The organism is Trichloromonas sp. (assembly GCF_041583255.1).
Lineage (GTDB): Bacteria > Desulfobacterota > Desulfuromonadia > Desulfuromonadales > Trichloromonadaceae > Trichloromonas.
The window spans coordinates 17803-32121 of record NZ_JBFHGD010000009.1; the positions used below are offsets into that span (position 1 = coordinate 17803).

General features: G+C 61.4%; 10 protein-coding genes. 4 read left to right on the forward strand and 6 right to left on the reverse strand.

What is annotated here, in order from left to right; all coding sequences use genetic code 11:
• Positions 1-187 precede the first annotated feature (187 nt).
• The 6 genes from ABYV89_RS01520 to ABYV89_RS01545 all read right to left on the reverse strand — a co-directional run bounded on the left by ABYV89_RS01520 (position 188) and on the right by ABYV89_RS01545 (position 10576).
• Entirely contained in the window at positions 188-1066 is an 879-nt protein-coding gene (locus ABYV89_RS01520) for an SDR family oxidoreductase (RefSeq protein WP_432821154.1), read from the reverse strand.
• Positions 1067-1091: 25 nt separating this feature from the next.
• Positions 1092-3740 carry an aminopeptidase N gene (pepN, locus tag ABYV89_RS01525; RefSeq protein WP_432821155.1) on the reverse strand — a complete coding sequence of 883 codons (2649 nt, stop codon included), beginning with the start codon at positions 3738-3740 and terminating at the stop codon, positions 1092-1094.
• Between the two features lie 334 nt (positions 3741-4074).
• Positions 4075-6141 carry an elongation factor G gene (gene fusA, locus ABYV89_RS01530; protein ID WP_432821156.1) on the reverse strand — a complete coding sequence of 689 codons (2067 nt, stop codon included), beginning with the start codon at positions 6139-6141 and terminating at the stop codon, positions 4075-4077.
• 86 nt (positions 6142-6227) lie between these two features.
• Positions 6228-7016 (reverse strand): GPMC system MBL fold metallohydrolase, encoded by a 789-nt coding sequence (locus tag ABYV89_RS01535; protein WP_432821157.1) that lies wholly within the window; start codon positions 7014-7016, stop codon positions 6228-6230.
• Entirely contained in the window at positions 7013-9391 is a 2379-nt protein-coding gene (locus ABYV89_RS01540; RefSeq protein WP_432821158.1) for a methyl-accepting chemotaxis protein, read from the reverse strand. The genes ABYV89_RS01535 and ABYV89_RS01540 overlap by 4 nt, the downstream gene beginning before the upstream one ends.
• 345 nt (positions 9392-9736) lie before the next feature.
• Positions 9737-10576 (reverse strand): MSCRAMM family protein, encoded by an 840-nt coding sequence (locus ABYV89_RS01545; protein ID WP_432821159.1) that lies wholly within the window; start codon positions 10574-10576, stop codon positions 9737-9739.
• A gap of 278 nt (positions 10577-10854) precedes the next feature.
• Between ABYV89_RS01545 and ABYV89_RS01550 the strand changes: the two genes are divergently transcribed.
• From ABYV89_RS01550 to ABYV89_RS01565, 4 genes are all read left to right on the forward strand, one after another.
• Positions 10855-12345 (forward strand): leucyl aminopeptidase, encoded by a 1491-nt coding sequence (locus tag ABYV89_RS01550; RefSeq protein ID WP_432821160.1) that lies wholly within the window; start codon positions 10855-10857, stop codon positions 12343-12345.
• A 444-nt stretch (positions 12346-12789) separates the two neighbouring features.
• Positions 12790-12990, forward strand: a complete 201-nt coding sequence (locus ABYV89_RS01555; protein WP_432821161.1) for a cold-shock protein — start codon at positions 12790-12792, stop codon at positions 12988-12990.
• A 257-nt stretch (positions 12991-13247) separates the two neighbouring features.
• Positions 13248-13448 (forward strand): cold-shock protein, encoded by a 201-nt coding sequence (locus tag ABYV89_RS01560; protein ID WP_432821162.1) that lies wholly within the window; start codon positions 13248-13250, stop codon positions 13446-13448.
• 215 nt (positions 13449-13663) lie between these two features.
• On the forward strand, positions 13664-14319 hold a 656-nt coding region (locus tag ABYV89_RS01565; protein ID WP_432821163.1), incomplete at its 3' end, for an NAD(P)-dependent oxidoreductase.

A 14319-nucleotide genomic window follows, 5' to 3' on the forward strand; every position in this document is an offset into this window, starting at 1 on the left:
ACGTATTCGCCGGACGACGAGCGCAGAACGCTGCCGCAGCGCGCTTCAGAATGCCACATCATAGAGAATCTTAACACAAAAAATGCCGTAGACCGCATACATCCCCGGAGCGCCTGCAGCGTTGCCGGTAGTGGCGGAGCATCTTATCTGCCTGGAGGTGCAGGACAAGCCGCACCGGCCGGCTAGATCACTCCTGCTCCAGGCTGGCCTTGAGTCCCTCGGCAAGGGTCGGGTAGCGCAGCCTGACTCCGAGGCGATTCAGCATCCTGCTGTTGTCCATGCGCCGAGACTCGGTCAGGTACGACAGCATCAACGGCGTCATAACCTCTTTCGCTTCGGCCATGGAGATCAGCGGCGGACGCGGCAGCCCGACCTGCTCGGCGATGGCCAGAAAATACTCGGTCATGGTACTGGGATGACCGTCGCTGACGTTGAAGATCTCTCCGGCCGCCCCCTTTTCGGCGGCAGCCACGCAGACCTGGGCGAGGTCGTCGGCATGGATGCGGTTGGTCGGCGGCGACTCTTCGAGGCACAGCAGCGGATGGCCGTCCTGCAGCCGGAAAACCGGGATCCGGCCGGGACCGTAGATCCCGGTGACCCGCAGGATGACCACCTCGACCCCCTGGGCCTCTCCCCACTGGCGCAAGGCCTGCTCGGCATCGTAGCGCCGTTTGGCCCGGGAGGTCTGCGGGTTGGCCGGGGTCTCCTCGGTCACCAGGGCACCGCCGCAGTCGCCGTACACCCCGCTGGTGCTGATGTAAACCAGCCGTTTCGGCGCCTTGGCGCCGGTCGCGGCCGCGCAGAAGTTGCGCACCTTGGGATCGGTGATGCCGCCGCCGGGGGGGGGCGCAAAATAAAAAACCAGGGCGCCGGCGACGGGAAGATTCTGCAGTTCTTCGGGATCGTTGAGATCGGCGACCAGCGGCCGGATGCCGACCCCGGCCAGGGGCGCCGAACTCTCCTCCGAGCGGACCAGGCCGGTCACTTCGTGGCCGGCCGCCAGCAGCAGCTGGCCGACCCGCCGGCCGATATCGCCGCAGCCGACAATCAGTACCTTAGCGTTCATCGTTCACCTGTGTTTCCAGCCGGCACTACGCCAGGCTTTTTGAAGCGATTTCGTAACAGTCCGGCGACAGGCCGGGGGCTGCGAGGATGCGCCGCAGCTGCGCTTTCATCAGGTCCTGACGGGCAGGGTCATAGCGCCGCCAGCGGCTGAGGGCGCTGAGCAAGCGGGCCGCCACCTGGGGGTTGAACGGGTCGAGGGCCAGGACCTGATCGCCGGCAAAAGCGTAGCCCTCGCCGCAAGGAGAGTGAAAGCGGGCCGGGTTGCCGTGACAGAAGGCACCGACCAGAGAGCGAACCTTGTTGGGATTGCGCAGATTGAACGCCGGGTGCTCCATCAGCCGGCGGACTTCGGCAAGGACATCCGGCCGCCGGGAGCAGGCCTGCAGCGTGAACCACTTGTCGAGCACCAGCGGATCCTGCGCCCACTTCTGGTAAAAGGCCTCCAGCGCCCTGGCCCGCTGGGCGCTGTCACTGTGCACCAGGCATCCCAGCGCCGCCAGCACGTCGGTCATGTTGTCGGCGGTTTCGAACTGCTCAAGGCAAAGGGAGAGCGCCGCCGCATTATCCAGGCTCATCAGGTAGGCCAGGCACAGGTTTTTCAGACTGCGGCGACCGATGGCAGCGGGCGAAAGCTGGTACGGCTCCGACTCCCGGCAACGGCGGTAGACCTTGAGCAGCTCGCCCTGCAGGCGCTCGGACAGCTGTCGCCGCAGGGTCTCGCGGGCCTCGTGAATGGCACCCGGGTCGCACACCGTCAACTGCTCGCCAAGGTAGGTTTCGGTGGGCAGCGTCAGGGCCAGGGCCAACAGCGCCGGGTCGCTCCGCTCGTCCCGCAGGGTCTTGCCGAAAGCCGCGACGAAAGGTTCGTCGAGAACCGCCGCCTTCTTTTGCTGCAAATCCTCCAGCTGCCGCAGCAGTACCCGGCAGGCCAGCTGCTGACCGGCCTCCCAGCGGTTGAAGGAATCGCTGTCGTGGGCCATGAGGAAAGCCAGGTCGCCCTCCTGCCAGGACACCTGCAGCCGGACCGGGGCCGAAAAGCCCCGCAGCAGTGACGGCACCGGCCGGCAGGGGACGTCGACGAAACGGAGGACCTCCGTTTCCTGACGCAATTCGAGCACCCGGGTGCTGCCCGGCGTCGGAACGGACTCCCCTTCGAGGCGCAACGGGAGATCCCGCCCATCAGCGCCGAGCAGACCCATCGCCAGGGGGATGTGAAACGGCTCTTTCTTCGGCTCCCCCGGGGTCGGCGGGCAGCTCTGGCGGATTCGCAATTCAAAGGTGCGGGCCGCGCCGTCGTAAGCGGTTTCGACCTGCAGTTCGGGGGTGCCGGCCTGGCTGTACCAGCGGCGAAACTGGTGAAGTTCGATGCCGCCGGCCTCGGCCATGGCCTGCAGAAAATCGTCGGTGGTCACCGCCTGGCCGTCAAAGCGCTCCAGGTACAGCCGCAACCCTTGACGGAACCGGTCGGGACCCAGCAGGGTGTGATACATGCGGATCACCTCGGCCCCCTTGTTGTAAACCGTGGTGGTGTAGAAGTTGTTGATTTCCACATACGATTCGGGTCGCACCGGGTGGGCCATCGGCCCGGCATCTTCGGGGAACTGGCTGTTGCGCAGCAGGCGCACGTCCTCGATGCGCTTGACCGCTGCCGAGCCCATGTCCGCAGAAAACTGCTGGTCGCGAAAGACGGTCAGACCTTCCTTGAGGCTGAGCTGGAACCAGTCGCGGCAGGTGACCCGGTTGCCGGTCCAGTTGTGGAAATACTCGTGGCCGATTACCCCTTCGATCCCCTGGTAGTCGGCGTCGGTCGCGGTGTCGGGGCGAGCCAGCACGTACTTGGAGTTGAAGACGTTGAGCCCCTTGTTCTCCATCGCCCCCATGTTGAAATCGTCGACGGCGACGATCATGTAGATATCGAGATCGTACTCGAGGCCAAAGGTCGCTTCGTCCCAGGCCATCGCCTGCTTCAACGAGCGCATGGCGTGGTCGCACTTTTCCCGGTTGCGCTCCTCGACGAAAATCTGCAGCGCCACCTGCCGCCCGGAGCAGGTGGTGAACACATCCTCGATCCTGACCAGGTCGCCGGCCACCAGGGCGAACAGGTAGCTCGGCTTTTTGAAGGGGTCTTCCCAGCGGGCGAAATGGCGGCCGCCTTCGAGCTCGCCCTGTTCGACCAGGTTGCCGTTGGAAAGCAGGACCGGATAACGGCCGCGATCGGCGCAGATGGTCGTGGTATAGCGGGCCAAGACGTCGGGACGGTCGGGAAACCAGGTGATTTTGCGGAAGCCCTCGGCCTCGCACTGGGTGCAGAAATTGCCGCTCGACTTGTACAGCCCCTCGAGGGAAAGGTTCTCCTGCGGCCGGATCGCCGTCTCGACCAGCAGGGTGAAGGCGTCCGGCACCCCGGCGATGCTCAGGGTTTCGCCGCTGACAGAGAACTCCCCGGCGGACAGGTCGCGGCCCTCGAGGCAAAGGCGCCTGAGCGCAAGATCGCGCCCGGACAGCTGCAGCGTCCGTTCGGAGGGACCGGCCGCCGGATTGCGCCGGACGTCTAAGCGGGAGGTGACAACGGTGATCTCCTCGCCCAGCTCGAAATGGAGATCGACGGATTCAATCAGGTAGGCCGGCGGGGCGTAGTCCTTCAGAAGCACCGCTTGGGGATTACGGTCTGGCATCGGCTGCATTCTCTCTCATCCAATCCGGCACACAGCCGGCGTTCAAAAATCACAGGCCCCGCTTCACCGTCGGCACGACGAGGACGTTCTATTAGAAACGGCCTCACTGCCGCGGTTGCGGTCGTTCTTTTCGACTGGTACAACAGCCACTCTCACCGTCGAAAATAACTTTCGACTCCAGGAATATCACGATTACGCTGATCTTCTTGGGAAACAATGACGTGGGCACATGATGAAACGCGAATTATAAATATAACAAGTTTTTACAGAGCTGACCACGGAAAGTTTCGGCCAGGGGGGGCTCTAAAGGGAAAGCAACTGCGACTTTTCAGGGCTATTTCAGGCCAAAACGCTTCTGCACCTCAAGCGGGGCATCGTCGTAGTGGGAAAATTCCATGGTGAAGGTTCCCCGCCCCTTGCTGGCGCTGCGCAATTCGGTCATGTAGCCGAACATCTCGACCAGAGGCACCCTGGCCCGGATCACCTCGATGTCGCCACGGGACAGCATGCCGTCGACCCGGCCGCGCATCTGCTGCAGCGAACCGAACACCTTGCCGGCATATTCGGAGGGGACCGTCAATTCGAGACTCATGACCGGCTCCAGCAGCAGCGGCTTCGCTTCGCGGGCGGCCATCACCATGCCGCGCTGGGCGGCGGCCCGCAGCCCAACCGCGGTGGTCACTCCCGCAACAAAGGGGGCCGCCGCCACCTCGACCACCAGGTCGGTGAGAGGATAGCCGGCCACTGCGCCCCCGGCGCAGACCGCCTCCAGGCTCTGGAGCAGCAACTGGCGGAAATCCGCCGGCAGCGGGGACACCGCCTCATCCGGGAAAACCAGCCGCAGCCCTTCGCCGCGCGCCAGCGGCGTCAGTCGCAGCAGCACCTCGCCCTGCTGAACCTTGCCGTCGACCTCGCGATGAAAGAGCTCGTGCCGTTCGGCGGCCCGGCCAAGGGTTTCGCGATACACCACCTGGGGACGACCGGTCTTGACCTCGACGCCGAAATCCCTGGCCAGCCGGGCGGCAATCACCTCCAGATGCAGCTCGCCCATGCCGACCAGGATGGTCTGCCCGGTGTCCTCATCCTCCCTGACCCGGAAGGTCGGATCTTCCCACTGCAGTTTCTCCAGCGCCGGCAGCAGCTTGTCCCGGTCATCCACCCCCTTCGGCTCGACCGCCAGCGAGACGACCGGCTCGGGACAGGACAGCCCGGCCAGCAGCAGCTGATGATCGCTGCGGCAGAGGGTATCCCCGGTCAGCACGCTTTTAAGGCCGGCTACGGCAACGATATCTCCCGCTTCCGCCTGGTCGAGACGCTCCCGGCGATGGGCATGCATGCGAAACAGCCGGGCGACTTTTTCATGGCAGCCGCGGTTGCTGATCCAGACCGCATCACCGGCCTTGAGCGTACCGGAATAGATCCTCAGGTAGGTGAGTTTGCGGCCCTCATCGGATAGCACCTTGAAGGCCAGGGCGCACAGCGGGGCCTTCGGATCACTCGCCAGCGGCTCTTCGAGCTCGGGCTGCTGCGGATGCCGGGCCAGCGCCGGCGACACGTCGAGAGGAGAGGGGAGAAAATGCCCGACCGCATCGAGCAGAGGCTGGATGCCCTTGTTGCGCAGCGCCGAGCCGAGCAGCACCGGAAACAGGCGGCATTCGAGCGTACCCCGCCGCAGGGCCGCCAGCAGTCGCGACGCCTCCACCGCGCGACCCTCGAGGAAATCGGCCAGAATGCTGTCATCAAAATCAGCCGCGATTTCCAGCAGCGCCTCCCTGGCGGCGGCCACCTCGTCGGCCAATTCCGGCGGAATGCCGTCGACGTGCACGGTGCCCCCCTGGTCGGATTCATCGAACAGCAGGGCCTGGCCGGAGACCAGGTCGACCACCCCGGAGAAGCTTCCCTCCTGGCCGATCGGCAATTGCAGCAGCACCGGCCTGGCCTTGAGACGCTGGCTCATCTGCTCGAGCACGGCACGATGATCGGCGCCGATGCGGTCCATCTTGTTGATCAGGCAGATGCGCGGCACCCGGTAGCGGCCGGCCTGACGCCAGACCGATTCACTCTGCGGCTGCACCCCCTCGACGGCACTGAAAATGGCCACCGCGCCATCGAGCACCCGCAGCGAGCGCTCGACCTCGATGGTGAAATCGATGTGCCCCGGGGTGTCGATCAGGTTGATCCACAACTGCTTCCAGCGGCAGCTGGTGCTGGTGGCGGTGATGGTGATGCCGCGCTCCTGTTCCTGGTCCATCCAGTCCATGGTGGCGGACCCGTCATGCACCTCGCCCATCTTGTGGATTTCACCGCAGTAATAGAGAATCCGCTCGGAGACCGTGGTCTTGCCGGCATCGATATGGGAAATAATCCCGATATTGCGAACCGTCTGCTGCTCCAGTCCCATACGTCACCCCTGGAAATTGTAATGAACTCCGCAATTAGTATACCCCCTGCATCGAGCCAGGCAAGAGGGGGGGGAGAAGAGTCGCCTCAGGAGGGGTCGAGCTGAAAAACCAGGCGCTGCCCGTCGTAGGCCAGTTCGGTGCCGGCCGGCATCAAGGAGGCATGCCGGGAATAATCAACATCGTGGCTGAGATGGGTGAGTATGGTTTGCCGGGCACCGATCCTCTCGGCAAAAGCCAGGGCCTCGGAGATGCTCAGGTGGCTGGCGTGGGGCCGAAAACGCAGCCCGTCGATCACCAGGATGTCGATGCCGGCGAGGGCGCTCAGGGTCGTTTCGGGAATGGAACTGCAGTCGGTGAGGTAGGCAAAGGGGCCGATACGGTAGCCGAACGAGCGGCCGGGACCGTGCAGCAGGGGCAGTGGCGTGATTTCGAGCCCGAACAGGGTGAAAACATCGGAAACCGGCTGCGGCTGCAGCCGGGGCCGGTAGCCCGGCTCGTCGCCGTCGTCGAAGATATAGGCGAACACCCGGCGCAATACGTCGAGATCCTCGCGGGAACCGTAAATGGGGATCGCCTCGCCGGAGGCCAGGTTGAAAGGGCGCAGGTCATCGATGCCGTTGACGTGATCGGCGTGGGTGTGGGTGTACAGCACGGCATCAATGCGGCTGATCTGTTCGCGCAGGGACTGCTGCCGCAAATCGGTGGAGGTATCGACCAGGATATTGCGGCCGGCAAACGAAATCAGGATACTGCAGCGGGTCCTCTGGTTCTGCGGTGTCCGCGAGGAGCAGACGGGACAGGAACAGGCCGGGACCGGCACTCCGGTGCTGGTCCCCGAGCCGAGGATGGTCACGGTGACCCGTTGCCCACTCATGCCTTGAACGCGCCGACCTCTTCGCCCAGGGCCGCGGTCTGGAGGGTGAGTACATCCACAATCTGATCAAGCTCGGCGGCCCGCAGCGAGTTGTTTTCGGCGACGGCGCGCAGGCTGGAAACCGCGTCGAGCACCTGGCGGGTTCTCCCGGTCTGCTGCCGGGTCGCTTCGTCGATACGCTCGATCATAAGGCTGATATTTTCCATACTGGCATTGATCTGACGGCTGCCCTTGGCCTGCTCGGAGGTACTCAGCTTGCCGTGCGAGGCAATCGAGCGCATCGCTTCGGCGGCCTGGGCCAGCTGCTGGGTTCCAGCCGTCTGCTGCCTGATCGCCGCGGAAATCTGTCCGAGCATCGAAGCGATCTGGTTGATCGAACTGGTGATCTGCTGGCTGCCGCGGGCCTGCTCCTGGGTGGCGCGGACGATGCTGCGAACCTGCTCCGTCGACTTCAGGGTGCTGTTGCGGATTTTTTCCAGCGCATCGCCAGCCACCCGGGAACGGGAGACTTCCTGGTGGACCCGTTCACTGCTGGTATCCATGACGGTCACCGCCTCCTGGACCCCAGTCTGCAAACTGCCGATTATCCCGGCAATCTCCCGGGTCGAAACCGCCGTCCGTTCGGCCAGTTCGCGGATCTCGTCGGCCACCACGGCGAAGCCCTTGCCGTGCTCCCCGGCCTGGGCGGCAATGATGGCCGCGTTCAGGGCCAGCAGGCTGGTCTGGTCGGCCACATCGTCGATCACGTTGAGAATCTTGCCGATGGCGCTGGACTGCCGCCCGAGGTCACGAATCACCTTGCTGGCACCATCGACCATTTCACGGATCTCGCCGATCCCCTTGATCGTCTCATCCACCGCCTCCTTGCCCTTCTGGGAATCGGTGGCAGCCGCTTCGGAAAGGCCGCTGGTGGTTTCGGCATTCTCCTCGATTTCCTTGATGGCGGCATCCATCTGGGTGATGGACGAAGCGGTCACCTCGGTGGAAGACGCCAGGATCTCGATATTTTCCATAATCTGCTGCCCCGACACCGACATCTCGTTGATCGAGCTGGAAACCTCGTCCACGGTGGCAAACAGGTTCTCCATCTGGTCGGCGATCTCCTCGATGGTCGATCCGAGCTCGAGGGTCGCCGAGGAACTTTCATCGACCGCGCCGACCAGGGTACTGGTACTTTCCGCGATGCCGCCCAGGGTCTGTTCGATCCCCTGGATGGCCGAATGGGACTCCTCGATGGAGCGGGACTGGTGATTGACACCTTCATTGACCTGGCTCGACGACACCCGGATCTTTTTAGCCGCCCCCCCCAGGTCTTCGCGGACGACCTGGATCCGGCGCACCATTTCCTGCAACCGCTCAAGAAACCGGTTGAAGCTCTGCGCCAGCTCGCCGACCTCGTCCTTTGACTCGACTTTCAGGCGACTGGTCAGATCCCCCTCGCCTTCGGCGATTTCCTTGAGGTTGCTAACCACCGCCGCCAGTGGCCGCACCACGCTGCGGGAGATGGCGACTCCGACCAGAATCGCCAGGGTACCGACACCGACCAGGATGGCGATAAACAGGTCCCGCATCTGCTTGCGCGAGGCGACCAGCTCCGAACGATCCAGGGCCATCAGCATCCCCTCGCCTTGGTTATTGAGGGAAAAGTGATACAGGTTGAACGGGGTGTCGCCCAGCTTGGCGCTCCAGCTCTGGCGCCCGGCATAATCCTCGGTTTTCAGCGCCCTCAGCTCGGGAACCGACGCGGAAATCAGGCCGGTCCGGCTGTAAAAGGCGATTTGAGAACCGGCAATCGCCTGGATTTTTTTCGCATAGTCATCATCCAGAAAGACGGCACCGACCAGATACCCGATGGCCTTGTTGTGGAACCGAATCGGCGAAACCGCTACAATTGCGGCCTGACCGGCAATGCTTTCGATGCCGCTGGCCTCATCGCCGGCCATAGCGGCCTGGACCACAGGATGGGTCTTGAGCGCGCCGGGAACAAAGCCCTGATGCTCCTTGTGGATACTGCTGCGCAGCAGCCCTCCATCGGCGCTGAGCACCTGGACCAGATCAAAATGGAACACCTTCTGGGTTTTCTCGATAACGGTTCCGATATCAAGCATTTCCTCAGTCGAGCTGGCAAAATAGATGGAATTGACCAGATCGGGAGCCTGACTGGTCAGGCGGATATAGTTGGTCGCTTCTTTTTCCGAGTAGTCGATGGTCTTGCGCACAAAGCCGGCCAGCTCGTCTGCCCGCAAATCCATGGTTCGATCAAGCTGACCTTCAACGGAGGTGGACAGGATCAGCAAGGCAATCGCCAGCGGCAGCACCGAAAGACCGATCAGGGCCAGCAGGATTTTCCAACGCAGACTCAGTGAGGTAAACATCGCAACACACCCTCTTACGGCTAAAGGCACAGTAAAAAATCGCCTTCCGGCAATCCGCTTCTCTTACATAAAAACCATTAAATCAGCCATTTGCAGCAAAATAACACTTTTTAACCACAGCAGGCAACCGTTAATCCCCAAAACCGGGAGGTGTCAACAAATTGCCTCCGGCCGAACCCCTCTCCTGCTAAGCAAGAAATGTTCCGCAGCGACCCGCTCCGCCACCGTCCGTCATTGGCCGGCGGACTGCCTGGCATGAAACAGCAGCAGCCGCACCCTAATCGCCCGGTGCGGCTGCTGTACATGGAACAACGGCCAATACGGTAAACCGCCGGAACCGGCCGGTCAGATCGGCCGCCGGCTCTTGCCTGGCTTGTATTCACCGTCAAAAGGAAGCATCTCGATGGTCAGCCCTTCGACAAAAGTGCCCTTTTCCACGATCACCGGTTGCGGATTGTCGCCTCCGAGACGACCGTAAGGCTCGCCCGGGCGCGGCATATCCCAGGCATGGATGCGCGCCCCCAGGTAATAGGTTCCGGCGCCGGGAAGATAAAGAATGAAGTCGCCGTTCTCATCCGAAAGGGTCGAGGCAAAATCAGGCAGTCGGCGCATTTCCGGGTCGACATAGGCGGTAGCGAACCCACCAGGTACCGGGTTGCCCGAGACATCCACCAGTTTTCCGCGGACGCCGGTGCCGGTCTGACTTTCGACTACCTCCTTCTTGAAGAACATCGGCGCCTTGATGACGACCAGCGGCATATCGACCACGGCCAGCTTGCCGGGCACCACCGTGGTCACGACCCGCTGGTGTTCAGAATAATAATCGCCGGGCGACAGGGGCCCCATGGCCTTGCCGCTCAGGCGCTTGCGGGCTACCACATAGTACGTCCCGGCAGGAACATCTAGACTGTAGCTGCCATCACTGCCGGTGGGGAGGGAGATGAACATCGACGGCCCAAGCAGATTGGAAATGGCATCCGGGTAGATGTTGACATACGCCCCGGCCAGTGGCGCCCCACCTGTCTTGATAAACACCTTGCCGACAATCCCGGTCTTGCCCCCCTGCTCGACATAATTTGCGACTCGCCGTTCCGACGAAATCTGGTCGGCACGGGGGATGCATCCCGTTGCCAGCAGGGTCAGCGCCAGCATGCCACAGAGCATGGAATAAAGTTGCCTCATCATCGCCTCCTCCTTCATGGTTCAACATGTCTTATTACCGCATCTTAACGACTTTTCAACAAATGTCAAAAGTCTCATTGAAATACAGTCGCAGCCCGGTAGACTTTTTAATCATGAAAGCTTTCGCAGTGCAAGCTGCCCCTCGCATCGTCGCAACGGCAGGCCTCCTGCTGACAAAGTTTTGACACCTTGATCAACCGTACTGGCGCTTCACCTGAAAACGCCGGCCATTGCGAGCCGACGCCCCGACACCGCACAGCCGACCAGCAAAGGATTCTTAAATGGAAATCAAAATCGCCAGCGGTGCGCCGCTGGAAAAGAAAACCCCCTGCCTGATCCTTGGTGTCTTCGAAGGCAAACCCAAAACCCCTCTGCTCAAGGATCTCGACCGCCACCTCGGCGGATCGCTGTCCCGGGCCTTTCGCGACAAGGAATTCAGCGGCAAACAAAGGGAAAAGCTGCTGCTGCATCCGTCCTCCGCCCTGGCCGCCGAACGGATTTTACTGATCGGCCTGGGCAAGGAAAAAGGCGCCGGCGCCGAACGGATTCGCCAGGCCCTGGGAGCGGCCACCGGCTTTCTGCAGGAACGCAGCCTGTCGAACTTCGCCGTAGATCTCGCCTCACTGGCCGTTCGCAACCTGACCCTGGAGGCGCTCACCCAGCACGTGGTCGAAGCCATACTGCTGGCCGGCTACCGTTTCCTGCGCTACCGCACCGAAAACCCTGATGAGCTCCCAGTTGCCCTGAGCAAACTGGCCATACTGGTCGCTAAAAAAAACCAGGTCAAAGAAGCTGGGCATGGGGCGACGATCGCCCAGGCGATCTGCCGGGGGGTCTACCTCGCCCGCGACTTGGTCAACGAACCCGGCAATGCCAAATCGCCTGACTTTCTCGCCCGCCAGGCCCGCTCCATCGCCGACGAAACCGGGATGAAGTGCACCATTCTTGAAAAACCGGACCTGGAAAAGGAGCAGATGGGCGCCTTGCTCGGGGTAGCCCAGGGGAGCATCCGCGAACCACGCCTGATCATCCTCGAATATCACGGCGACAACAATCATTCGCGGCCGATCGCGCTGGTCGGCAAAGGGGTGGTGTTCGACGCCGGCGGCATCTCCCTCAAGCCGGCGGAAAAAATGGACGAGATGAAAATGGACATGGCCGGCGGCGCCGCCGTGCTGGGGACCCTGCTGTCCGCCGCGCTGCTCAGCCTGCCGGTCAACCTGGTCGGGATCATCCCGGCGGTTGAAAACATGCCTTCGGGAAGCGCCATCCGTCCCGGTGACATCCTGACCTCGAAAGCCGGCAAAACCATTGAAATCATCAACACCGACGCCGAAGGCCGCCTGATCCTGGCCGATGCCCTCAGCTATGCCAAGCGATTTGATCCCCGGGTGGTCATCGACCTGGCAACCCTGACCGGCGCCTGCATCATTGCCCTGGGACACCATGCCACCGCCATTCTGGGCAACCACGAAGGCCTGATCCGACAGCTGCTCAAGGCAGGCGAACAGTCGGGTGAACGTCTCTGGCAGCTGCCGCTGTGGGACGACTACGCCACACAGCTCAAAAGCGAGGTGGCCGACCTCAAGAACGTCGGTGGCCGGCCGGCCGGAACCATCACCGCTGCCGCCTTCCTGCAAAAGTTCGCCGGCGATTTCACCTGGGCCCATCTCGACATTGCCGGCACCGCATGGGAAGACAAAGGGCGCCCCTACATCCCCAAGGGCGCCAGCGGCACCGGGGTTCGGCTGCTGGTGCAATATCTCCGATAACCGTGCGCTTGACATATGGTTGGGCCATGCTAACCATACTGAGGAGCTCTTAACAGGAGGAAAAACGTGCTTATTTATTGTGCGTGGTGCGGCAACTACCAGGGATCCACACCGGCCAGGGGGCACCAGATCCGACCGAACATCTGCGAGATTGACACCTCGACCATCTGTCCACCCTGCCTGGAAAAGTTTATTCAGAGCAGCTCAACCACGCCAGTGGCCCTGGCGGCTGCCCTGCCGGCAGAACCCTCCAGGCCGGATAGCTGACCGGCGCTTTATCAGGCAAACCTCTTCAGGAGATTAAGCTAATTATTTTTCTGCCATAAGATTGCTTTTATCCAATGTCCCGGTAAACTTCAAAACGTTTGCATGGTTTCGCCTACCGGAATCCAGCGGAGCACTAATGTCAACTGCATCAAATTAAAGCAATGGGGAGAATGAAAAATGCAACAGGGTAAAGTGAAATGGTTCAGTGATGCCAAGGGGTTCGGATTTATTGAACAGGACGGGGGACCGGATATTTTCGTTCATTTTTCAGCGATTGAAATGGATGGATTCAAGACTCTCGCCGAAGGGGAGCAGGTCGCCTTCAATATCCTCGAAGGCCCAAGGGGACCGCAGGCCCAGAACGTCAGCAAAGCCTGACATCTGCTGCCGACAGGGAAACTGAGTCAAAAATTGCCTGCGCCCCGGAAAACTTACCCTAAAAAAAGATAATAATCAGTTGCCACACTCAAACTTATATGCTAACGTTTCGTCCAGTTCCGGAAACGCAGGTTCGCCCAACAAGCGATGAACCGTTCAAGCCCGAGGGCTGAGCGGTTTTTTGTGTGAATAAAGCACTCCGGGACTTTCATTTCAACACCGGATGACCCGGAGAACACAAAAGGAGCACAAGAAAAATGGCACAAGGTACTGTCAAGTGGTTTAACGATGCTAAAGGTTTCGGTTTCATTCAGCAGGACAACGGCCCCGATGTCTTTGCCCACTTCTCGGCCATCTCTGGCGATGGGTTCAAATCCCTGGCCGAAGGCGAGCGGGTTCAGTTTGACGTAATTGATGGCCAGAAAGGCCCCCAGGCCGCCAACATCGTCAAGATTTAATCAGGCATCCGCAACACGCAAAAAAACTCCGCAATTCCATTGCGGAGTTTTTTTATGTCCAGCGACCCCTATCCCCCTGTTTTACCTTTCATTTCCAGACCACTGACGGGTCCGGCTTTGGTCTTGACAGAAAGCCCGGGTATTGCTAACGTACGTTGTTTGGAGAGCCGCAGAACAACCTGCCAATCCAGCAAAACAACCGGGGGGTGGGGACCATGAAAGTACTTGTTTCTGACAAGTTTTCTGTGGAAGGGCTCAAAGTTTTCGAGAATGCCAAGGGTATTTCTCTCAAGTACCGCCCGGGCATGACCGAAGACGAGCTGCTCAACGCAGTCACCGATATCGACGCACTGGTGGTCCGCGGCGGCACCCAAGTTACCGAAAAGGTATTCCAGGCGGCGCCAAGGCTCAAGGTGGTCGGACGGGCCGGTATCGGTGTCGAAAATATGGACCTGGCGGCGGCCAACGCCAAGGGAGTGGTCGTCATGAACACCCCCTTCGGCAGCACCAGCACCATGGCCGAATACACCATCGCCCTGCTGCTGGCACTGGCTCGCCAGATCCCCCAGGCCTACGCCGCCACCAAGGCCGGCGAATGGGACAGCTACCGCTACCTCGGCATCGATATCGCCGGCCGCACCCTGGGGATTATCGGGGCCGGCAAAATCGGCCGCATGGTGGTTGAACGGGCCCTGGCCCTGCGTATGCGGGTCCTGGTGCACGACCCCTACCTGGCCGAAGAGCTGGCCCGACAGCTCGGAGCAGAACTGGTCGAACTGGATGAACTCCTCTCCCGCTCGGACTTCATCAGTCTGCATGTACCGCTGAACCTCGAAACCGAAGGAATCATCGGCGAAGACGCCTTGAGCAA

What these genes read in the sequence shown, in the direction of transcription:
- ABYV89_RS01520 (WP_432821154.1), bottom strand. Translation starts at nt 1,066, where the DNA reads ATGAACGCTAAGGTACTGATTGTCGGCTGCGGCGATATCGGCCGGCGG.
- pepN (WP_432821155.1), bottom strand. Translation starts at nt 3,740, where the DNA reads ATGCCAGACCGTAATCCCCAAGCGGTGCTTCTGAAGGACTACGCCCCG.
- fusA (WP_432821156.1), bottom strand. Translation starts at nt 6,141, where the DNA reads ATGGGACTGGAGCAGCAGACGGTTCGCAATATCGGGATTATTTCCCAT.
- ABYV89_RS01535 (WP_432821157.1), bottom strand. Translation starts at nt 7,016, where the DNA reads ATGAGTGGGCAACGGGTCACCGTGACCATCCTCGGCTCGGGGACCAGC.
- ABYV89_RS01540 (WP_432821158.1), bottom strand. Translation starts at nt 9,391, where the DNA reads ATGTTTACCTCACTGAGTCTGCGTTGGAAAATCCTGCTGGCCCTGATC.
- ABYV89_RS01545 (WP_432821159.1), bottom strand. Translation starts at nt 10,576, where the DNA reads ATGATGAGGCAACTTTATTCCATGCTCTGTGGCATGCTGGCGCTGACC.
- ABYV89_RS01550 (WP_432821160.1), top strand. Translation starts at nt 10,855, where the DNA reads ATGGAAATCAAAATCGCCAGCGGTGCGCCGCTGGAAAAGAAAACCCCC.
- ABYV89_RS01555 (WP_432821161.1), top strand. Translation starts at nt 12,790, where the DNA reads ATGCAACAGGGTAAAGTGAAATGGTTCAGTGATGCCAAGGGGTTCGGA.
- ABYV89_RS01560 (WP_432821162.1), top strand. Translation starts at nt 13,248, where the DNA reads ATGGCACAAGGTACTGTCAAGTGGTTTAACGATGCTAAAGGTTTCGGT.